The organism is Compostibacter hankyongensis, assembly GCF_039541075.1.
GTDB lineage: Bacteria > Bacteroidota > Bacteroidia > Chitinophagales > Chitinophagaceae > Compostibacter > Compostibacter hankyongensis.
Window position 1 is genome coordinate 53,541 of sequence record NZ_BAABFN010000020.1, and the last position, 20,270, is coordinate 73,810.

General features: G+C 59.4%; 16 protein-coding genes. 6 read left to right on the plus strand and 10 right to left on the minus strand.

Going from position 1 to position 20,270, the window contains the following annotated elements:
• Positions 1-6 precede the first annotated feature (6 nt).
• A complete protein-coding gene (locus tag ABD851_RS18055) occupies positions 7-1,041 on the minus strand; it encodes a homocysteine S-methyltransferase family protein (protein WP_425549957.1) in 1,035 nt (344 codons plus the stop codon).
• A gap of 343 nt (positions 1,042-1,384) precedes the next feature.
• Between ABD851_RS18055 and ABD851_RS14970 the strand changes: the two genes are divergently transcribed.
• Positions 1,385-2,692, plus strand: coding sequence for an O-acetylhomoserine aminocarboxypropyltransferase/cysteine synthase family protein (locus tag ABD851_RS14970; RefSeq protein ID WP_344980715.1), 1,308 nt, complete (start codon positions 1,385-1,387; stop codon positions 2,690-2,692).
• A 146-nt stretch (positions 2,693-2,838) separates the two neighbouring features.
• Positions 2,839-3,753, plus strand: a complete 915-nt coding sequence (locus tag ABD851_RS14975) for a PfkB family carbohydrate kinase (RefSeq protein ID WP_344980717.1) — start codon at positions 2,839-2,841, stop codon at positions 3,751-3,753.
• A 183-nt stretch (positions 3,754-3,936) separates the two neighbouring features.
• Here ABD851_RS14975 and ABD851_RS14980 read toward each other — a convergent pair whose 3' ends face one another.
• From ABD851_RS14980 to ABD851_RS14995, 4 genes are all read right to left on the minus strand, one after another.
• Positions 3,937-5,199: a hypothetical protein gene (locus tag ABD851_RS14980; RefSeq protein ID WP_344980719.1), complete on the minus strand. Its 1,263-nt coding sequence runs from the start codon at positions 5,197-5,199 to the stop codon at positions 3,937-3,939.
• Between the two features lie 143 nt (positions 5,200-5,342).
• Complete coding sequence (recR, locus tag ABD851_RS14985; protein WP_344980721.1) at positions 5,343-5,969, minus strand: recombination mediator RecR; 627 nt, start codon at positions 5,967-5,969, stop codon at positions 5,343-5,345.
• A 21-nt stretch (positions 5,970-5,990) separates the two neighbouring features.
• Positions 5,991-7,436, minus strand: a complete 1,446-nt coding sequence (locus ABD851_RS14990) for an Ig-like domain-containing protein (RefSeq protein ID WP_344980723.1) — start codon at positions 7,434-7,436, stop codon at positions 5,991-5,993.
• A 57-nt stretch (positions 7,437-7,493) separates the two neighbouring features.
• Positions 7,494-10,640, minus strand: a complete 3,147-nt coding sequence (locus ABD851_RS14995) for an ATP-dependent helicase (RefSeq protein WP_344980725.1) — start codon at positions 10,638-10,640, stop codon at positions 7,494-7,496.
• A 246-nt stretch (positions 10,641-10,886) separates the two neighbouring features.
• Between ABD851_RS14995 and ABD851_RS15000 the strand changes: the two genes are divergently transcribed.
• A complete protein-coding gene (locus ABD851_RS15000; protein ID WP_344980728.1) occupies positions 10,887-11,321 on the plus strand; it encodes a hypothetical protein in 435 nt (144 codons plus the stop codon).
• Positions 11,322-11,481: 160 nt separating this feature from the next.
• On the opposite strand, the gene ispG is transcribed toward ABD851_RS15000, so the two are convergent.
• From ispG to blaOXA, 4 genes are all read right to left on the minus strand, one after another.
• Positions 11,482-13,503 carry a (E)-4-hydroxy-3-methylbut-2-enyl-diphosphate synthase gene (ispG, locus tag ABD851_RS15005; RefSeq protein WP_344980730.1) on the minus strand — a complete coding sequence of 674 codons (2,022 nt, stop codon included), beginning with the start codon at positions 13,501-13,503 and terminating at the stop codon, positions 11,482-11,484.
• 79 nt (positions 13,504-13,582) lie between these two features.
• Entirely contained in the window at positions 13,583-14,413 is an 831-nt protein-coding gene (locus ABD851_RS15010) for a tetratricopeptide repeat protein (RefSeq protein ID WP_344980732.1), read from the minus strand.
• Positions 14,414-14,445: 32 nt separating this feature from the next.
• Positions 14,446-15,450, minus strand: a complete 1,005-nt coding sequence (locus ABD851_RS15015) for a VWA domain-containing protein (protein ID WP_344980734.1) — start codon at positions 15,448-15,450, stop codon at positions 14,446-14,448.
• Between the two features lie 76 nt (positions 15,451-15,526).
• The gene (gene blaOXA / locus ABD851_RS15020; RefSeq protein ID WP_344980736.1) at positions 15,527-16,348 is read right to left on the minus strand and encodes a class D beta-lactamase; all 822 of its coding nucleotides are present in this window, start codon (positions 16,346-16,348) and stop codon (positions 15,527-15,529) included.
• A gap of 298 nt (positions 16,349-16,646) precedes the next feature.
• On the opposite strand from blaOXA, the gene aqpZ reads away from it, so the two are divergent.
• Positions 16,647-17,348: an aquaporin Z gene (gene aqpZ / locus ABD851_RS15025; RefSeq protein ID WP_344980738.1), complete on the plus strand. Its 702-nt coding sequence runs from the start codon at positions 16,647-16,649 to the stop codon at positions 17,346-17,348.
• Between the two features lie 24 nt (positions 17,349-17,372).
• On the opposite strand, the gene kbl is transcribed toward aqpZ, so the two are convergent.
• A complete protein-coding gene (kbl, locus tag ABD851_RS15030; RefSeq protein WP_344980740.1) occupies positions 17,373-18,560 on the minus strand; it encodes a glycine C-acetyltransferase in 1,188 nt (395 codons plus the stop codon).
• A 176-nt stretch (positions 18,561-18,736) separates the two neighbouring features.
• Here kbl and ABD851_RS15035 point away from each other — a divergent pair, with 176 nt between their 5' ends.
• Positions 18,737-19,219 (plus strand): RNA polymerase sigma factor, encoded by a 483-nt coding sequence (locus ABD851_RS15035; protein WP_344980743.1) that lies wholly within the window; start codon positions 18,737-18,739, stop codon positions 19,217-19,219.
• Positions 19,220-19,239: 20 nt separating this feature from the next.
• Complete coding sequence (locus ABD851_RS15040) at positions 19,240-20,265, plus strand: hypothetical protein (RefSeq protein WP_344980745.1); 1,026 nt, start codon at positions 19,240-19,242, stop codon at positions 20,263-20,265.
• The last annotated feature ends 5 nt before the right edge of the window (positions 20,266-20,270 follow it).

The window sequence follows — 20,270 nt, forward strand, 5'->3', positions numbered from 1 at the left end:
CTTGTCTTACTGCAGCGTTGCTGCCGTTTCGGGAAGTTTCCGGGGGGCCAGACCGCGGACGGTGGCCGCAAGGGTGCGTATATGCTCCGGCGTTGTACCGCAGCATCCCCCTACGATGTTCAGAAATCCGGCCCGGGCAAATTCACCCAGCGTGCCCGCGGTTTCCGCCGGTTGCTCGTCATATTCGCCCATGGCATTGGGCAGCCCGGCGTTGGGGTAGCAGCTGACATAGCAGGAGGCGATGCCGGACAGCTCCTCGATATAGGGGCGCATCTGGGCGCCGCCCAGCGCGCAGTTCAGCCCTACAGACAGGGGGCGGGCATGCATGACGGAAACGTAAAAAGCTTCGAGGGTCTGCCCGCTGAGGGTGCGGCCCGAAGCATCCGTGATGGTGCCGGAGATCATGATCGGCAGCGCGGGCTTCCCGCTGTCGCGGAAGTATTTTTTGATGGCATAGATGGCGGCCTTGCAGTTGAGCGTGTCGAAGATGGTCTCGATCAGCAGCAGGTCCACGCCGCCTTCGGCCAGCCCTTTTACCTGGGTATAGTAGGCCTCCGCCACCTCCTCGAAGGTCACCGCCCGGTAGCCGGGGTTGTTGACATCCGGGGAGAGCGACAGCGTTTTGTTCAGCGGTCCGATGGCGCCGGCTATGGCGCCGCCCCAGCCCGGTTTTCCGGGCAGGCTCCCCGTGCTGTCGCGGAAAGCTTTTAGGGCTTCCCGCGCCAGCCGGGCGGAGGCCACATTCAGCTCGTAGGCCAGCTCCTGCATGCCATAGTCGGCCTGCGCGATGGCGGTGGAGCTGAAGGTATTGGTTTCAATAATGTCGGCGCCCGCCTCCAGGTAGGCGCTGTGGATGGCCCTGATCACATCCGGGCGGGTAAGGCTCAGCAGGTCGTTGTTGCCCTTCAGGTCGGAAGGCCAGTCTTTGAACCGCTCTCCGCGGTAATCCGCTTCGGTAAGCTGGTATTGCTGGATCATGGTGCCCATGGCGCCATCCATGACGAGGATACGATCCTCCAGACAATCGGTGATGGTTTGCATATGGAAATCCTTCGTTTATTAGTTCTGTTGTTTGCAGGCCGAACAATAAACAAACCAACCTCCTGAAGTAATACGGCATGCCGCATGGGGGGACTCGAAGAAGCTGGGTTGGTTCTCCCGGCCGCCGCGGCGCCGGCCTTGCGATCGGGCCGGGAGCGGGACACGGGAAAATCCGCCTGTTGATCCTGCAAAGTTAGGAAAAACGCCCGAAAAACCGAAAGGGGCACATTTTCTCCGCCCGGCATTGGTTTTTATGTGAAAGTCCACTAAGTTTGTAGACCTTGAAGCCCTCCTTTTAGCTTAGCGCTATTCTTTTATCACTTTTATAAAATAAAGTTCAGTCATGGCAGAAAAAAAATTACGCTTCGAAACCCTGCAGATCCATGCCGGCTATTCGCCCGAGCCCACGACGCATGCGGCTGCCGTACCCATTTACCAGACCACTTCCTTTGTCTTCGACAATGCAGCGCATGCCGCTGATCTTTTCCAGCTGAAGCAGTTCGGGAATATCTATACCCGCATCATGAACCCCACTACGGATGTGATGGAAAAAAGGGTGGCCGCCCTCGAAGGCGGTGTGGCCGCGCTGGCGGTAGCTTCGGGGCAGGCAGCCCAGTTCATCGCCCTGCAGAATATACTGCTGCCCGGCAATAATTTTGTCACCTCTTCCTATCTCTACGGCGGAACGTATAACCAGTTCCGTGTTTCTTTCAAACGCCTGGGCATCGACGCGCGTTTTGCGGACCTGGAGCGGCCCGAGAGCTTTGAAGAAAAGATCGATGAAAATACCAGGGCGATCTATATGGAAACCCTCGGCAACCCGGGTTTTGTGATCCCCGATTTTGAAAAGCTGGCGGCCATTGCACGGAAGCACGATATCCCGCTGGTGGTGGACAACACCTTCGCCGCGGCCGGTTACCTGTGCCGTCCGATCGAGCACGGGGCCAATGTAGTGGTACAGGCGGCCACCAAGTGGATCGGCGGGCACGGCAACAGCATCGGCGGGGTGATCGTGGACGGGGGCAACTTCAACTGGGGGAACGGGAAGTTTTCGCAGTTCACCGAGCCGGATGAGGCCTATCACGGCATGAAGTTCTGGGAAGTGTTCGGCGAGGGCAGTCCCTTTGGAAATATCGCCTATATCATCCGGGCCCGTGTGGGCGGCCTGCGGAGCTTCGGTCCGGCGCTTTCCCCGCAGAACGCGTTTTATTTCATCCAGGGGCTGGAGACGCTCTCGCTGCGGGTGCAGCGCACGGTGGACAACGCCCTGGCGCTGGCCGAATGGCTGCAGCAGCACCCCCAGGTGGAATATGTGAATTATCCGGGGCTGCCCGGCACGCCGAATCACGAGCGGGCCAAAAAATACCTGCGCAACGGTTTCGGGGGCGTGCTTTCCTTCAAGATAAAAGGCGGGAAAGAGACCGCCGATGCCTTTATCAGCCACCTGAAGCTGATCTATCACCTGGCCAATGTCGGCGATGTCCGCACACTGATCATCCACCCCTCCACCACCACCCACCAGCAGCTGTCGGAGGCCGACCAGAAAGCGGCCGGCGTGGAGCCCGGACTGCTGCGTGTATCGCTGGGCACCGAGCATATCGAGGATATCAAGGACGATCTGCAGCAGGCGTTTGAGCAGGTGCGCGGCTGAGTCCCGGTCCCATCCTTCATCAGGCCGGGTCCGGCCCGCGAACCGCGGGCGGAGCCGCCCGGGTAACCCCGCGAACCGACGGTCTGTCGTAATGGCCCGGCCCTGCCGGGAACCGCGGCACCGGCTTTTTTAGCAGAAATATATTTATGAAAAACCAACCGCAAGCCGGTAACGGCATCATCTGTTTCGGAGAGGTCCTCTGGGACCAGCTTCCCTCCGGTCCGGTCCCCGGCGGGGCGCCCATGAACGTGGCCTATCATCTCCGGCAGCTCGGGCGGGACGCGCGCATGGCCAGCCGTACCGGCAGGGACGAACGCGGGGAAAAGCTCACCGGCTTTCTCCGGGAAAAAGGCCTCTGGTCGCCCCTGATGCAGGAAGATGAGAAGCTGCCTACCTGCCTGGTAGAAGTGTGGCAGGACAGCGCGGGCGATACCCGGTACCGCATCCCCGAGCCCGTATCCTGGGATGCCATCCGCCTGACCCCGGCGCTGCAGTCGGCGGCGGGGAAGGCTGCCGCCGTAGTCTACGGCACCCTCGCCAACCGCGATGCACACAGCCGCAATGCCTTGCTGGGCGCGCTGTCGTCTGCCCCGGAGGCCCTGAAGATCATGGACGTCAATATCCGGGAGCCGCATTACGATACGGCGACGATGATGCCCCTGTTCCGGATGGCGGATATGCTAAAGCTGAATGCGGAAGAATATGCGCGTATCGCCGGCGACCTGGGGCTGCCGCCTTCGCCGGAAACGGGGCTGGAGGCCCTGGCCGCGGCGCTGGACTGTAAGGCCATATGTCTGACCCTCGGCGCAGCAGGCGCCCTGTTCTGGCAGGAAGGCCGGTTCTTCCGGCAGCCGGGCGCTCCGGTGGATGTCGCCGATACCATCGGCGCCGGCGACGCTTTCCTGGCGGGATTTATCCACGGCTATCTCCTGGGTATTGACCCGGCCGCTGCGTTGCAGGCCGGTATCCTGCTGGGCGGCTATGTGGCGGGGAAGGCCGGCGCCTGCCCGCCCTATGAGACCTTCCTGTGGCCGGCGCTGCGCAAAGTGCTGCAGCAGTGATACGGCGCCGGCTCCCGTGCAGGATCCCGTGGTGCAGATAAAATATCCTGAACGGAGCCTGCGCAATGACCAGCCAATATCTATGCAGGATTCCCTGGTGCGGATAAACTGCCCGCCCGCCGGTGAAATATCACCCCGCCCGGCGTCCGGCCCCGGCCGGGATAAGCCGGGGAAAGCAGCCGATTACCTGGCATAGCGTTTCTGCAGCATGCCGGCCACGCGGCGGATGGCCGCCCGTCCGTCGGCGCTTTTTTCGAGCATGTTCTCCCAGTTGTAGATATCCAGGAAGCGACAGTCCTTGTAGGTAAGGGTCTGCAGCAGGTGGCTGCTCCATTCGGGTTCCGTTTCGCCGGGCCACCACCATTCTACTGCCGCCCAGCCGGGATGCTCCCGGCGGTCCAGCACGTCTCCCAGGTCGCCCGCGGTGGCGGGGTCTACGCTGTAGAAGCTCCAGCCGGGGCGCGACCAGGCATTGGCCGCTGCGGCAAAGCTCAGGTGCTCATGCCAGGGGGCATAGGTATCGCCCTGGTGGGTGTAGATCAGCTCCCGGGGCAGGCCCAGGTGGCAGGCCGTCTGGCAAACGGTATCCAGATAATGATAGACCACCCTGGCAATATCTTCCCGGGTGATCCTTCCCTGATGGGCGATGCCGGCAGTGCTGACGGCGGCATAGCCAAGCTGTGCCAGTCCCCCGCTGAGCCCGGCGCCGGCCTGAAAGCTTTCGAGCGGGTCCAGGCCGGGATCGTGGGGCCGCTGCTCCAGGTAGCGGTTACCCTTTTTATAGTAATACGCGTTGACGCCGATGCTGGTCTCGTGACCCAGCTTCACACCGCCCAGCAAGTATTTGCGGTCCGCCGGCAGCTGGTTATACCATTTTACGATACGGGGAATGAGCTGTTGTAGTGCAGCGATATGGGCAGCCAGCACCGCGGGGCTGGACAGGTTGGGGGCCGGCAGCACCCTGAGCTGCGCACCCCAGTTGCGCCAGCAGATCTTTACCGCCAGGGAGTCGCTCCAGCCGCTCCATTCCACGTTCCGGCGGTTGGCCGGGTTATAGCCGGGGGCGGAGGGGTCCCACCAGTTCCACAGGTCCGGCCGCGCCCCCCACCAATTGACCCCGTCCAGGTTGATCAGGATGGGAATGCCCGTCTGCCGGCTCAGGGCCATGAACCGGTCGAGGCTGGCCGCTACGGAGTCGAGGTCGGCGCGCAGGAAATCAAAGACAAAGGAGATGCCGACGCGGAGCTCCGCATTGCCGCGGGTGCCGACGCCTTCGATGATCTCATCAATGATCTGCCGGTTGAAGGTGGAAGGATGAGCCACCGACCAGCTGCGGCCCGGAGCGGTGTTGACAAATATATAACGGGAGGACTGGGCTTGCAGCGCCGTGCAGAAAGTAAGTAAAAGCAGGACGGTAGCCGCTTTTTTAATAAGGATGCGGATCAATGTTTTTTTCGCAAAAATGCGGAGAATAATTAAGATATTCTTCGCAAATTGACCGGTTATCCTTTTTACGGAAAAAGGCTGGCAAAGGTAGAAAGATACGCTGGCCCACTCAATATCGGTCTGCCTGCTCAACTTGCCCCGGTCTATGCCGATCTTTCGCGTACGTAGTTCTCCAGCGGCAGGCGGTTCGAGAGGGAGCGGGCCAGGGTCATCTCATCGGCGTACTCCAGCTCACCGCCGAAGGCGATGCCCCGGGCGATGGTGGTGATCTTTACCGGGAAGTCCCTCAGCTTTTTGGACAGGAAAAAGATGGTGGTATCTCCTTCGATGGTGGGGCTGATGGCCATGATGACCTCGTTCACGCCGCCCTCCGCGACTCTTTTCACCAGGGTATCGATATAAAGCTGTTCCGGCCCTACCCCGTCCAGCGGGGAGATGATGCCGCCCAGCACATGGTATACGCCGTTGTACTGCTGCGTGCTTTCTATGGCCATGACGTCGCGGATATTTTCCACCACGCAGATGGTTTCCCGGTGCCGCGAGGGATTTTTGCAGATGCTGCAGACCTCCGCATCGGAAACATTATGACAGGTCCGGCAGAACCGGATATCCCGCCGCATGCGGGCGATGGTTTCGCTGAAGCGGCTCACCTGGGCCTCATCCTGCTTCATCAGGTGCAGCACCAGCCGCAGCGCGGTTTTCCGGCCTATGCCCGGCAGACGGGCAAATTCGTTTACGGCCTCTTCGATCAAAACAGATGAAAAAATCATAGCGTAAAGGTAAGCCTCATTTTATCGTCCCGCAGCGGTGCTGTCCGTTCCCGCAGCGGTGCTGTCTGCCGGCTGCGGATCGGTGATCCACAGCAGCCCGGGGAAGTCGTTGTCCCAGTTGGCCCTTACATTGAAATCGGGCTGCAGGGGGATCACCCGTTCGGGTTGCTTTTTTTCGCCGTAGTAGCGTCCCCGGTCCCATACCCCGTTGCGGTTATCGTCTTCGAGCACCCGTACGTTGTAGCTACCCGGTTTGAGGTTTTCCATCTTCCAGTCCTTCCCGGTGAGCGGGGCGGCCTTTACCACCTTGTCTTCCTGCACCAGCTGCAGCACATAAGGATGCGCGGTATCGGCATGGGTGAAATGCAGGATCAGCGATCCGTAATCGGAAGCGCCTTTGGTGGTAAAGGAAAGGGTGTCGGCCTTGGGCGGTTTCAGTCCCCCGGTATCGGTGGCGAAGCCGGCCTTCAGCAGCAGGCGGTAGGGCATTTCCTCCTTCCATTTCCAGTCCACCGACAGCGTCTTATGGGTGGAGTCGTCCAGGCTGAATACGGGCGTCACGGGGCGCAGCAGGGTATCTTCCAGCAGGGTGACCCCGCTGCTGTCGTACTGCTGCAGCGGTCTTGAGAAGCGGATATAGAGGGGGTTGTGCAGCTCCTGTTTACCTTCGTCCAGCGCAACGCTGTAGGTGAGGGTGTCTTTTTTGGCGGCCTCGCTGGTATCCGGCGCGGGGACGGCTTCTTTTTCCTTGAACAGGTACAGGTCGAGGCTGTCGGAGTGGTCCAGCCGAAGGGAGTCGTTCAGGAAAGCGATGGCCTCGGTGGAGTCGTTGTACTGCAGATCGTTGTTGGCATCTTTGAGGGCAAATACCCTGTAGGTGCCGTGGGGCAGGTTACGCAGGCGGAAGCGGCCGCCGCTTTTGCTGCGGGTATAGTATACCGGCTTTTCGCGGAGCACGACCGAGTCGTCGTCCGTCCGGGTGTAGAGCATCACCACCACATTGCTGTCGGTCTTGCCGGTGGCGGCATCGAAAAGTCTTCCGGATATCTGTAGCGAGTCCAGGTAATCGCCCGTGGAAAACACGTACTGGAAGTCTTCCGCGGGATTGCCTTCGTTGATATCCTGCACCGCGCTTCCGAGGTTGATCGTATAGGTGGTATTGGGTTGCAGGGTATCCTTGATGCTGATGGCGATGTTCTGCAGCTTGGAGGTCACCACCGGCTGGTGCTTGGGGTAGGGCGTCACGATCATCTGCTCCTGCAGGTTCTGGAGCTGCACATATTCGTCGAAGGTGAGGCTGATCTTTTTGGCTGTGAAATGCAGGGAGGAGTCCGGCGGTACCGTAGCGGTGAGCCGGGGAGCGATGGTGTCCTTGGGGCCACCGGTGGGCGCCACGATCTGGGCACAGCGGCTGAAGGCCCCCAGCAGAAAGAGCAGTAAGCATAAATAGATCGCGGCACGTTGCATTCCCTTCAGGCAAATTTATGCAAACATACTACTGTTCAGCCAATTGTCCGTTGCTCCCTATTCGGTTTCTGCGTCTTCGGTTTCCAGCTGCTGGTGATGGGTGCTGGTGAAATGGCACCAGTGGCAGTCCGGCTTGCCGCAGCCGGTATAAAATTCCCGCTGCCGGATCTGCTGCCAGACGGTCTTCACCTGCGACAGCACGGTGGCGGTATCTTCCGCCGTGATGTCGATGCGGTGCTTGTAATATTCCTTCTTTTTGTTGGGCTCTATAAAGTCGAACTCGGTGCTGGCCACGCGCCAGTCCTTGAGCTTGTAATGATCCAGCAGCAGCTTGTAGAATACGGCCTGCCGCCAGTAGTCGCCCCCCAGGGGATTTTTTTCATTCGGCGGCAGCAGCTTTTCCCGGGTGCCCTTGCGTTCGTAGTTGCCGGTTTTGTAATCCACTACGTTCACCGCGTTGCCGTTGAATTCCAGCTTGTCCAGCTTACCCTTCAGCGGGATGCCGTCCACCACCACATGGCGGACGTTTAGCTCTATGCTGACTACCTTGTTCCAGCCGGCGGCATACTGCTGGTAATAGTGGCGCAGGATGTCCTGCCCGTATTCCATGCGGCGCGCATAGGCTTCGCGGGTGAAGCTTTCGCGGTGATGGTGCATAAACCAGCGGAAGTCGTTCAGCAGGACCTCTTCGGCGGGGAAGCTGCGGTCTTCGCTTTCCTGCATTTTCAGGAAAAGGCGTTCGAGGGCATGGTGGACGGCGGAGCCGAACTCGGTGGCCTCGGAGCGGCCGGAGGGTACCCGCAGCAGGTTGTTGTAATAAAATTTCAGAGGGCAGTCCAGGTAGTTGTTCAGCGCGGTGACGTTCATCACGAACTTATCCAGCAGGCGGTCTATCCATTCCTGTCCTTCGGCGCTGATGCGGGGCGCGGCGGCGGTGAACTCCAGCGCGGCAAAGTCGGCGAGCCGGTTGCTGTCGGGCGTCACCGTTTCTTCCGGCAGGTCGGACCCTTCCCGCAGCTCGGCGATAAAGCGGGACGGCTCCAGCGCTTTCCCCTCGTTGTTCTCCCGGCACCAGGAGATGGAGAGGTGCCGCCGGGCGCGGGTAACGGCTACGAAAAACAGGCGTCGCAGCTCTTCTTCCTCCTGGTATTTTGCCGGCGTTTCCAGCAGGGTATCCGGGAGGGTATACCCCGAGGAAGGCTTTCTTTTCTTTTCCCAGTTGGTGGCGTTGCCGCCGGCCAGGAAGACGTACTCGAACTCGAGGCCCTTGGCGCCGTGTGCGGTGAGCAGGTTCACCCCGTGCTCGTTGCCCAGGATGCGGTTGATGGCCACCGGCAGGCCGTTGCGCTCCATCAGGTCCAGGGTGCGGACCAGCCCCCCGATGTTGAGCTCGGGGTTGCGCCGGGTTTCTGCCTTCACAAAATCGAAGACTGCGCTCAGCACCTGCATCAGCCATACCTTATCGGGGCTCTGCAGCACATGGGGCAGAAAGCCACCCTCCCGGATCACCCGCTCCGTTAGCTCCTGCAGCGTAGTGTTGAAGGCGGCCCCGATCCAGCCTTCCAGCTTACGGGCCACCTCGAAGAGCGCTTCATGGGGACGCTGTTCAAAGAGGGTGGGGTTACGGGTCTTCAGCCAGTCCTGCAGGTAGGCGCGCAGGGAGGTCTTTTCGCGGAAGCTTTTCTCGGCCACCTCCACGCTCAGGCGCGCCACCTCCACGGGGGGTACCCCGTAGAGGTCGTAATGCAGGATCTCGAAAAGCAGGCCGTCCCCGCTGTAGGGCACTTCGGTTTCGGCCGCGATATACCGCAGCAGGGTCAGCAGCTTTACGGCCAGCGGCTCTTTGAAAAGATCCTGTTTTCTTTTGGCATATACCGGGATGTCCTTCATCTGCAGAAAGCGGCTCAGCGCTTCCCCGTACTTGTTTTCCCGGTAAATGACGGCGATGTGCTCCGGCGGCACGCCCTGCTCCCGGATCAGGCTTTCGAGTTCGCCGGCCAGGCCGGCCATCTCCTGAAAGGGATTGGCGTATATACATAACCGTGGTACGGTAAGATCGTGCATGCGGTCCGGGTGCGCGGCCTTCAGCACTTTCTCCAGGCCGGGCAGCTTGTTGACCAGCCGCTCTTCGTTGTGCCCGATCAGGGCCCTGGACACGTCGAGAACGGGCTGCACCGAACGGTAGTTTTCGGTCAGCACTATGGTATAGAGGACCGGGGCGTAAGCCTGGGCAAAGTTGAGCATGTTGACCACGTTGGCGCCCTGGAAGCGGTAGATGGACTGGTCGTCGTCGCCTACCACGAAGATGTTCGGCGTGGGATCGTCGCCCAGCAGCGCAGATACCAGCGCATTTTGAGAGCCGCTGGTATCCTGGTACTCGTCCACCAGGATGTACTGGTATTGTTCCCGGCACTGGGCCAGCAGGTAGGGATGTTCGCGGAAGGCCGTCAGCACCCAGTTGATCATGTCTTCAAAATCGTACCGGTTGTGGCGGTGCAGCAGCTCCTGGTAGATGACGAAGGTATCTGCGGCGGCGGCGGTGCGGGCCATCTTATCCTTTTCGTTTTCGATGGCCTCCTGTTTAAGATCGCCTTTGTTGTACTTGCCGGCGCGGGAGGTTTTATAGATAAAAGCTTCCCGGTTGGGCAGGTCTTCCAGGTATTCCCGGATGCCTGTTTTGATGAAGGCGGCATCCCATCCCTCCCGTTTCATATCGCTGTAGAGGTTCTTCAGGTTGGATATCTCAAAATAGGCGTCCCCGCGGTACCGCTTCAGGGGATTGTCCTTGTCCAGCCCGTCGACGATGGTCTTGATCAGCTCGATACGCTCCAGCTCGGAGACCGGCTCCAGGCTGTTTTTTTCAAACAGCGTACGGTTGTCCTGGATGATGTCGTTACAGAAGGCGTGAAAGGTATGGATGTTGACGCGGTAGGCTTCGGCGCCGATAAAGCTTTGCAGGCGCTGCCGCATGGCCACTGCGCCGGCGTCGGTATAGGTGAGGCAGAGGATGTTCTCCGGCAGCGCGTCGGTCTCCTGCAGGATCCTGCCGATACGGGCGGCCAGGAGCTGCGTCTTGCCCGTGCCCGGACCGGCGATGACCATCACGGGACCTTCCAGATGGTCTACCGCGCGGCGTTGTTGTTCGTTGAGCTGCCGGTAGATCTTTTCGAAGCCGGCAGTTAGCTGTTCGCGGAGTATGCTCATGTTACAAATGTAAGGGAAAGCGGCGCAAGCTATTTGCACGGCGCTAAGGGCCGGAAGTTTTTTTTCAATCGAAAACGGCGGGCGGGGGCGGTGCAGCCGGGACCGGCAATGCAGCTCTGTTAATTATTGTTAATAATGGCCGGTTGCGGGATGTGGCGGTTAAACAAGTGCGCATGCCGGCAGTCAAAATGCCGCCATATCCGGAAAGGAGCACAGGCAGATTTTTAAACCGCAAAAAAGAACAACATGAAAACACCGTTCAAGATCGCCGGCCTTGCGCTGGTTGCCTTGCTGGCCGTGCAAACGGGCTTTGCCCAGCAGCGGCAGTTTGATCCCTCCAAGATGTCGGAGCGGCAAACCAAGATGATCACCGAGAAGGTGACCGGTCTTACCGACGCCCAGAAGGCGCAGGTGAAAACCATCAACGATGCCTATGCCAAATCCATCGGCGACGCGTGGGGGAAATCTTCCGGCGACCGTCAGGGGATGCGGGATAAGATGAAGACGCTTCGCGATGATCGGGAGAAGAAGCTGAAAGGCGTCTTTACCGCCGATCAGTACAAGCAGTACCAGGAAATGGAACAGAGCAACCGGAGCCGTTTCCAGGGCCGTCGCGGCCAGGGTGGACGCGGTGGCGGCCGTCACCAGGGTGGCGGAGGCCAGGTTCAGGAACAGCAGTAAGACGACGTAAAGAGGACTTTTAGGTGGTCTGCCGGCGCGGGATTCCCGTTGCCGGCAGATTTTTTATTTCCGGATGACAAGGAACGGATACCGCGGCGTCGGTGTGCGGGAAATGGCAGCAGGCGAACGGGAAAGGCAGGGCCTGCCGTCTGCGGGTGGCTTACGCCGGGTCGGTCCAGGCGCGGTGCACCTTCAGCAGGTCGATCAGCTCGTCCACCGCGGTGGCGGAGGGCACGTTCCGCTTGATCACCTCCTTGCCCTTGTAGAGGGTGATCTTTCCCGGCCCGCTGCCCACATAGCCGAAATCGGCGTCGGCCATCTCTCCGGGGCCGTTTACGATGCAGCCCATGATGGCGATCTTCACGCCTTTCAGGTGATGGGTGACCTCGCGGATCTTTGCCGTGGTTTCCTGCAGGTCGAACAGGGTGCGTCCGCAGGAGGGGCAGGAGATATATTCCGTTTTGCTGATGCGGGTACGGGTGGCCTGGAGTATGGAAAAGGCCGTATTGTTCAGGAACTGGCGGTTGTCTTTTACTTCGAGGTAAGTGCGGCCGGACACGCGCTGTTGCCGTATGCCTTCCGGCTGGTTTTCGAGCCAGATGCCGTCGCCCATGCCGTCCAGCAGCAGGGCGCCCGCTTCGGTAGCGAAATGGATCAGCTGTTCGTCCACGGTGGAGGCGCGGCTTTCCACCCGCAGGATCACGGGGTTATCGCATTTGCGGAGCATCAGGTCGTTGATCTGTTGCCGCACCGCGCTCATGGCGGGCGTGCCCGAAGCATGCAGGCAGAATATCACGCTTTTATCCGTGGCGGCCAACAGCTCTTCCCAGCTTTCCGGCGTCAGCCGGGAGACGTCCACGGTAATAAAATTCATCAGCGGGGAAGGGCGATATGCTTTTTCCAGCCAGGTTTCGGGGGTAAACAGCGGGAAGCATTTTCCGGCGTCGGGCGCCTCGTCCCAGGCGACGGCATCGCAGAGGATGCGTAAGGTGCCGGGCAGGGGAAAGGCGGGATACCGGTTGCCGGTATACAGGTAATCGGCGGCGGCATCCCCGATATGCCATTTGTCGGTAGGCGCGTCGTAGGTATAGCCGGCGGCGCGGAGGTTGGCGGGGCTGAGCTCCGCCGCTGAAAAATCGGCGACCACGACAGGCACCTGTTTTCCGCCGGTGTTCCCCACCGGGAAAGTGTCCCGGCGCCGGTAGGCGAAGGGGTCGTAGGCGAGCCGGGAGGCTGTTTGACCGTCGTCGGCCTGCAGGGCCGGCGCGGATACCGGCAACGCCGTTGCCGCCGTCTGTATGGAAGTATATCTTTTTACAAGGTCCCGGCAGACGGGCAGCTCATATTCCGGTTCTTCGGTAAGCGATACGCGGATGGTGTCCCCGATGCCGTCTTCCAGCAGGGCGCCGATGCCGATGGCCGATTTGATGCGGCCGTCTTCCCCGTCCCCGGCCTCGGTAACGCCGAGGTGGAGAGGATAGCAATGTCCCAGCTCTTCCTGCATCTGCCGGATCAGCAGGCGGTAGGCCTGTACCATCACCTGGGGATTGCTGGACTTCATGCTCAGCACGATGTTGTAATAACCGAGGTCTTCGGCGATACGGAGAAATTCCATGGCGCTTTCCACCATCCCCATGGGAGTATCCCCGTAGCGGCTCATGATGCGGTCGCTCAGCGATCCGTGGTTGGTGCCGATACGCATGGCGGTGCCGTATTCCTTACAGATCTTCACCAGGGGGGAAAAGCGTTCCCGGATGCGGTCTATTTCTGCGCGGTAATCCGCATCGGTATAGGCTATGAATTCGAACTTTTTCTTATCGACATAGTTACCGGGGTTCACCCGCACCTTCTCGACGATGCGCGCGGCGATCTCCGCGGCATTGGGGGTAAAATGTATATCGGCCACCAGCGGGGTGTGGTAGCCGCGCCGGCGCAGCTCGTCGCGGATATTCCGGAGGTTCTCGGCTTCTTTTTTACTGGGGGCGGTGATGCGGACCAGCTCGGCGCCGGCTTCGATGCAGCGGATGGACTGCTCCACCGTAGCCTGCGTATCGAGGGTATCGGTGGTGGTCATGGTCTGGATGCGGATGGGATGGAAGTTGCCCAGCAACAGGTCGCCCACCCGGACCTCCAGGGTCTTTAGCCGTTGATAATGCGTCAGTGATTCGCAGTAGGATTGCATGCGGTTGTTTGAAAAAATGACCGGCAGAATACCGGGACAAAGTTACGACAAACCCCGCAGACCGGCGGGAAGTCCGCGCTTACCAGTCTTTTTCCATCTGTACCGGCACGCCCTTCTTTTGTTCGGTTTTTTTATCCTGCAGCTTTTTCTCCTGCTGGGACAGCGCGTTGAGGAGTTGTTCGGCCTGTTCCCGGGTCAGGCGGCTGGGCTGAGGCTGCGGACGCTGGTCCTGGTTTTGCTGATCCTGGTTTTGGGGCTGTTTGTTCTGCTGGTCCTTATTTTGCCGGTCCTGCTGGTCTTTGTTCTGCTGATCTTTTTTTTGTTGGTCTTTATTCTGCTGGTTCTGGTTTTTGTCCTGGTCCTTGTCTTTGTTCTTATCCTTGTTCTGCTGGTTCTGGTTTTTGTTCTGTTGTTGCTGCTGCTTCAGCATGGCCTGTGCATAAGCCAGGTTATACCGGGCCTGCTTATCCCCCGGGTTCAGCAGCAGCGATTTTTTGTAGGCGTCGATGCTCTGCTGCCAGTCTTTGCCCTCCATATGGGCGTTGCCGATATTGTACTGCGCATCGGCCATCGCCTGCTTATCCCCTGGCGTGGCTTTGGCGCTGGACGCATATTGCTCCATGGCCTCCTTGTATCTTTTCTGCCGGTAAAGGGCATTGCCCAGGTTAAACATGCCGGGCGCCATATCCTTTTGCCTGGCCAGGGCCTTTTTATAGCTGGCTTCCGCATCGGGGAAGTGCTGCTGCTCATACTGCCGGTTCCCTTCGCGTATCAGCTTGTTGGGCGACTGTCCCCGCGCAGTTACCGCTGTTAGCAGCAGCAGGACAGGCAGCCCCAAGAGCGCGGGTACCCACCCTGTGGCAAAGGGGGACAGGCCCGCCCGGCGCTTGTTTCTGCTGTTCTTTTTCATGGCTCTCTTGTTTTTGCGATCCGCTCCGCGCTTTAGCCCCATGCTGTTTTCCTTATCCCGTCGGGGATAAAGAATTCCAGCAGGAGCAGCACCAGCCCGATCCCCAGGAAGTACTGGAAATAGCTGGCGTAATCCGTATACAGGTTTTCTCCGTAGGTTTTCTTTTCCATGCTGCTGAGCTTGCCGGCAAGGACATCCGCTACCTGGTCGGTATTATCGAGACGCGCATATACGCCGCGCGCTGCGGCGGCAATAGCGCGCAGCTCCGTTTCGTTGAGCTTGGTCACCACTACATTGCCCTGCGCATCTTTCTTGTAGGCGCCGGTTTCCGGGTCCCGGATCGGAGCGCCCTGCGCCGAGCCGATGCCGACCGTATTGATAACCACGCCGTCCTCATACGCTTTCTTCGCCGTCGTGTTGGCGTTGTTGTCCCAGTCTTCCCCGTCGGAGATGAGGATAATGGCCTTGTGCTTGCGTTCCTTTTGGTTGAACGATTCCTGGCAGAGGCTGATGGCCTTGTCCAGCGCGGTGCCCTGGGTGGGGATCATGTCGGGCGTCACCGAGCCCAGGTACATTTTAGCGGCGCTGTAGTCGACGGTGAGGGGCATCTGCAGGTAAGCGTTGCCCGCAAATACCACGAGACCCACCCGGTCGTTGCTCATCTTGTCCAGCAGGCGGCTGATCAGCTGTTTGGCCCGGTCCAGGCGGCTGGGCTGTATATCCTGCGCCAGCATGCTTTTGCTGACATCGAGGGCGATCATGACGTCCACGCCCTTGCGCGTGATCTTTTCCATCCGGTTGCCGATCTGCAGGTTGGCGGCGCCCACCACGAGAAACAGGAAGGCGAGAAACAGGAAAGCAAACTTCAGGACATAACGGCGGCGGGAGTATCCGCCCAGCAGCTGCTGCACCAGCGAAAGGTCGCCCAGCATGCGGAGGGAGCGGCGCCTGCGGTATCCGGCCACCACAAATACCAGCAGCAGCACGATCAGCAGCAGCAGGCCGTACAGGTAAAAGCTATGTTGAAAACGGACCATAAACAAACAAATATACCCTCTTCAGCAGGTTGCCCGGATGGATTTTGATTTTTTAGGGAAATTTTAACCCTGCCGCTTACTTCTGCCCCTTGAAAAATCCTTCTTTTTCCATGATGGCATGGAATATCTTAAAACGGACAGCCCCGAAATCCTTCCGGTCCGGCGGACCTTCCAGGTGTAAGACAAAGAAATAAACGTGCTTGTTTTCCTCTTCCCAGCCGACCAGCCAGCCGTTTTGCCGGCTGCTGTCTCCCACGCGGGTCTCCCAGCCCGTTTTGTAGCTGAGCTTGTATCCGGACGTCTGTTCCATCAGCATCACCTCGCGTACCAGCCGCTGGCTGCGTTCCTGGAAGGGAAGCTTGCTGAAATAGAGCTGCTTTATGAAGCCCAGCTCTTCGTCCGGCGATAGCTGCAGGCTGTTGTCCAGCCAGAAGCTGTCGATATGCGGCCCGATGATCATATTGCCGTACTTTACGGAGTCCAGCCATTGCTGCATGGTCTTGCGGCCGATCCGCCGGGCCACCTCCTGGTAATAGGGAACGGCGGAGTAGCGGAAAGCATTGCCCATGCTGAGGTCCTGGTTCCATTCCGGCACCTGGCGCGGAACCCCGTCCCAGGGGATGACCATATTGGTATCGGAGATCACGCCGGTTTCCAGTCCGGTAAGGGCGTTCATGATCTTAAAGGTGGAGGCGGGAGAGCTGCGTTGCTGAATGTCTTTCAGGTTGTAGACATCGAAGTCGCCCGAAGCGTTGTTGTACAGCATAAAGGAGCCGGTAACGCCATTTGCCGAAAAGTATTTTCCCCATTCTTCCCGCTGGTGGATGCGGTTGGGCGAACAGGCCGCCAGGAGCAGACCGCAGCAGACGAAGCCCAGAAGCCGGCGGTGTATCTTCATAACAGAACAGATAATTGTTCCGCAAAAGTAACCCTTAATCGGGTGAAAGGAAACGCCTGTTGATGCCGGAATATAAAATATCTTATATTTACTTATTCATTATATCGGTAGTCCTTTGTTGCAGACTTGTTTTTGTGGGATCCGTTATCCGTCCGTTTTCCCTTCGCCGTCCCGGTTTCGGCAGGCGATGGGAGCAAGAAGCGGGAAAAGGCATGGCAGGGAAAGATGATCGTGGTGTGCTGCGTGTGATTTGTTTAGCGGCATTTATTTTCTTCATCCTTATAAAACCACGTAATTCATGAAAACAGGTCAAAAATTCCTGGCAGAATTTATCGGAACGTTCTGGCTGGTGCTGGGCGGCTGCGGCAGCGCTGTATTGTCCGCCGCCTTTCCCGAGCTCGGCATCGGCTTCCTGGGGGTAGCGCTTGCCTTTGGCTTAACCGTGCTCACCCTGGTCTATGGACTGGGACATATCTCAGGCGCGCATTTTAATCCCGCGGTGTCGTTCGGCTTATGGGCCGGGGGGCGCTTTAAAGGGAAGGAACTGCTCCCGTATATTATCGCCCAGGTGCTGGGTGCTGTTGTGGCTTCGGCCATACTGTATTGCATTGCCAGCGGCAAGAGCGGGTTCGACGCGGCGGGCAGCGGCTTTGCCGCCAACGGGTACGCGGATCATTCGCCGGGTGGCTACAGTCTCTGTGCCGCGTTGGTTTGCGAGGTGGTAATGACCTTCATGTTCCTGATCATCATCCTGGGGGCTACGGACGGTCGGGCTCCCCGGGGCTTTGCGGGTCTCGCTATCGGCCTGGGCCTTACCCTCATTCATCTGATCAGCATCCCCGTCACCAATACGTCTGTCAATCCGGCGAGAAGCACGGGGCCGGCCCTTTTCGTAGGGGGCTGGGCATTATCCCAGCTCTGGCTTTTCTGGGTGGCGCCTATTGCGGGAGCGCTGCTTGCCGGAGCAGCCTACCGGGCCTTCGGAAAGGCTCCGGAATAGCATGCAGAATTCCGTTGCCGGCATTTACGGCAGCACGCCCAGGTCGCGGCCTACGGCGGTAAAGGCCGCTATGGCCTTATCCAGGTGCTCCTGTTCGTGTGCGGCGCTGATCTGCACGCGGATGCGCGCCTGTCCCTGCGGCACCACCGGATAGAAGAATCCGCTGACATATATCCCTTCTTCCAGCAGGCGCGCGGCCATTTTCTGCGCCAGCGCAGCTTCGTAGAGCATTACCGGTACGATGGGGTGTACGCCGGGTTTGATGTCGAACCCGGCTTCCGTCATCCGGCTGCGGAAATACTGTGTGTTTTTTTCCAGCTTATCGCGGAGCTGCGTGGTTTCGCTGAGCAGGTCCAGCACGGCAATGGAAGCGCCGACAACGGCGGGAGCCAGGGTGTTGGAAAAAAGATAAGGACGGGAACGCTGCCGCAGCATGCTGACGATCTCCCGGCGTCCGCTGGTAAATCCTCCCGAAGCGCCGCCCAGCGCTTTGCCCAGCGTGCCGGTGATGATATCGATACGGCCCAGCACGTTCCTGTATTCGTGCGTACCCCGGCCGTTTTTGCCCAGCACGCCGGTAGAATGACTTTCGTCTACCATCACCACGGCATCGTAGCGGTCGGCGAGATCGCATATCCTGTCCAGCTGGGCAATGGTGCCGTCCATGCTGAAGGAGCCGTCGGTAACGATAACGCGCGTACGCTGAGCGGCTGATGCTTTCAGCTGCGTCTCCAGATCATCCATATCGTTGTGCCGGTAGCGCAGCCGCTTTGCCTTACAGAGCCGTCCTCCGTCGATGATGGAGGCATGATTCAGCTCGTCGGAGATGATGGCGTCCTGCTCGTTCAGCAGCGGCTCGAACACGCCGCCGTTGGCGTCAAAGCAGGCGGCATACAGGATGGTGTCCTCCATGCCCAGAAAATCCGCGATCTTTTGCTCCAGCTCCCGGTGTATATCCTGGGTGCCGCAGATAAAGCGAACGCTGCTCATGCCGTAGCCGCGTTCGTCGAGGGTGCGCCTGGCGGCTTCCAGCACGGCGGGATGCGAGGAGAGGCCCAGGTAATTGTTGGCGCAGAAGTTCAGGACTGTTTTTCCGCCCACCGCTATCGCGGCGCCCTGGGGAGAGGTAATGATCCGTTCTGTCTTGAACAATCCCGAATCATTGATGGCTTCCAGCTCAGACTGCAGCCGGTTGATCAGATTTTCGTTCATGCCGACAAATGTAGCCTAATCTTCCTGAAAAAATTTTCAGGGATGTAACATTTTGCAATGCCCTTCCGTCTCACTACCGATGAAGCTGTTTTACAAGGCCCTGGTGCTTGTCCCTGTCCGGAACCCGGTTGGGAAAATGAACCGGAAAGCAGAACTTAGCGATAAAGAGCTACCGAATGACCGAGCAGGAATATAACAGGTGTGTGGACCAGTATGCTGATCCTTTATACCGGTTCATCCTGAAAAATCTGGGTCATGCGGAGGATGCGCGGGACATCGTGCAAAACAGCTTTGAGATCCTGTGGGTCAACCACCGGACGCTGGAGACGGGCAAGGCGAAATCCTGGCTGTTCACCGTGGGATACCGCAACATGATCGATCACCTGCGGAAGCGCCGGCGGGTTTCCCTGACGGAGGCGCTGCCGGAGAGCGGAGTACATGAAGAGCCCCGCTATGCACTGCGGTCGGTGCTGGAGCGGGGGCTGAGCCGGCTGGGCACAGTGCAGCGCTCGCTGGTGCTGCTAAAGGATTATGAAGGCTACAGCTATGAGGAGATCGGGAAGATCACCGGGTTGAACGCTTCCCAGGTAAAAGTGTACCTGCACCGGGCGCGGATCGCCCTGAAACAGTTTATGGTCAGTATGGAAAACGTCTTGTAGGAATGAATTAAACCGAGAACATGAAGCCCATCAGCATACAGAACTATGAGGCCTGGCTGCTCTGCTTTGTAGACGGGGAGCTGGACGAAGCCGGCCGGCAGTCGGTGCTGGCTTTCCTGGAAGCGCACCCGGAGCTGCGACGCGAGCTGCGCCTCCTGGAGGCCGCGCGGCTGGAGCCGGCGGAGGAAAGTTTTGGGGATAAGGCTGTTTTGTACCGGCATGCGGCGCCGGCATCTGCCGCCCCGGTAAAGGTGATCTTCCGGAGGCATTTCTGGATTCCCGCCGCGGCTGCAGCCGTGGCGGCTGTGGTTGTCCTCTCCCTGCTATGGTACCGGCAGCGGTACGCGCCTGCCTCGGGATTGGCTGTGCGGACGGCGCCTGCGCAGCAGCCAGTAGCCCCTGCTGCTCCGCTTCCTGCGCGCAGCGCAGCCGGGGAACATGATTCCGGCTCATCCCAGCCACCCGCTACTCCGCTTCCGGGCAGCGCTGCGGCCCGGAAGGCGGTTACCGCCGTCGCCCGCCCCGAAACGGCGTCAGCTCCGCAAGCCGCCTCGTCTGAGCCGGCATCCGGGCGGAGAGCGGTACCGCCGGAACAACAACCGGCATCCTCCGTAGAGAAAACGGTCCGGACGGCAGATAAAAAAACCTTACCGGAGCTGAAGCCGGAAACGGGATCATTGCCGGCAGCGGCACCGCAGCAGGTACCCCCGCTGGTAGCTATGCGGGAGACGCCGGCTTCCCCCGGTCCGGAGCAGATAACGGACAGGCCTACCCGCCCTCCCGGGCAGGAGCAGGTGGCTGCTGCCCCTTCTGCTGAGGAGGCGGTTGCCCCGGCCCCAACCGCGTCCGGGCTGCAGGAAGATACCCGCGGGCTTACCGCGCGGGCGCAGGAGCTGACGGATGCCGCCCCCGAAAAGATCGCTACCCTGAAAGCAAAGCTCGATCAACGCGTAGCGGATGGCTTTGCCGGCATCCAGAAAGATATATCACGTCTTAAAAAGAAATCGATCCGGATCGGAAACCTTGAGATCGCATTTAATCACTAACCACT

Bases quoted from the DNA above. Each gene is read 5' to 3' on its own strand.
- ABD851_RS18055 (WP_425549957.1), bottom strand. From the start codon at position 1,041: ATGCAAACCATCACCGATTGTCTGGAGGATCGTATCCTCGTCATGGAT.
- ABD851_RS14970 (WP_344980715.1), top strand. From the start codon at position 1,385: ATGGCAGAAAAAAAATTACGCTTCGAAACCCTGCAGATCCATGCCGGC.
- ABD851_RS14975 (WP_344980717.1), top strand. From the start codon at position 2,839: ATGAAAAACCAACCGCAAGCCGGTAACGGCATCATCTGTTTCGGAGAG.
- recR (WP_344980721.1), bottom strand. From the start codon at position 5,969: ATGATTTTTTCATCTGTTTTGATCGAAGAGGCCGTAAACGAATTTGCC.
- ABD851_RS14990 (WP_344980723.1), bottom strand. From the start codon at position 7,436: ATGCAACGTGCCGCGATCTATTTATGCTTACTGCTCTTTCTGCTGGGG.
- ABD851_RS14995 (WP_344980725.1), bottom strand. From the start codon at position 10,640: ATGAGCATACTCCGCGAACAGCTAACTGCCGGCTTCGAAAAGATCTAC.
- ABD851_RS15000 (WP_344980728.1), top strand. From the start codon at position 10,887: ATGAAAACACCGTTCAAGATCGCCGGCCTTGCGCTGGTTGCCTTGCTG.
- ispG (WP_344980730.1), bottom strand. From the start codon at position 13,503: ATGCAATCCTACTGCGAATCACTGACGCATTATCAACGGCTAAAGACC.
- ABD851_RS15010 (WP_344980732.1), bottom strand. From the start codon at position 14,413: ATGAAAAAGAACAGCAGAAACAAGCGCCGGGCGGGCCTGTCCCCCTTT.
- ABD851_RS15015 (WP_344980734.1), bottom strand. From the start codon at position 15,450: ATGGTCCGTTTTCAACATAGCTTTTACCTGTACGGCCTGCTGCTGCTG.
- blaOXA (WP_344980736.1), bottom strand. From the start codon at position 16,348: ATGAAGATACACCGCCGGCTTCTGGGCTTCGTCTGCTGCGGTCTGCTC.
- aqpZ (WP_344980738.1), top strand. From the start codon at position 16,647: ATGAAAACAGGTCAAAAATTCCTGGCAGAATTTATCGGAACGTTCTGG.
- kbl (WP_344980740.1), bottom strand. From the start codon at position 18,560: ATGAACGAAAATCTGATCAACCGGCTGCAGTCTGAGCTGGAAGCCATC.
- ABD851_RS15035 (WP_344980743.1), top strand. From the start codon at position 18,737: ATGACCGAGCAGGAATATAACAGGTGTGTGGACCAGTATGCTGATCCT.
- ABD851_RS15040 (WP_344980745.1), top strand. From the start codon at position 19,240: ATGAAGCCCATCAGCATACAGAACTATGAGGCCTGGCTGCTCTGCTTT.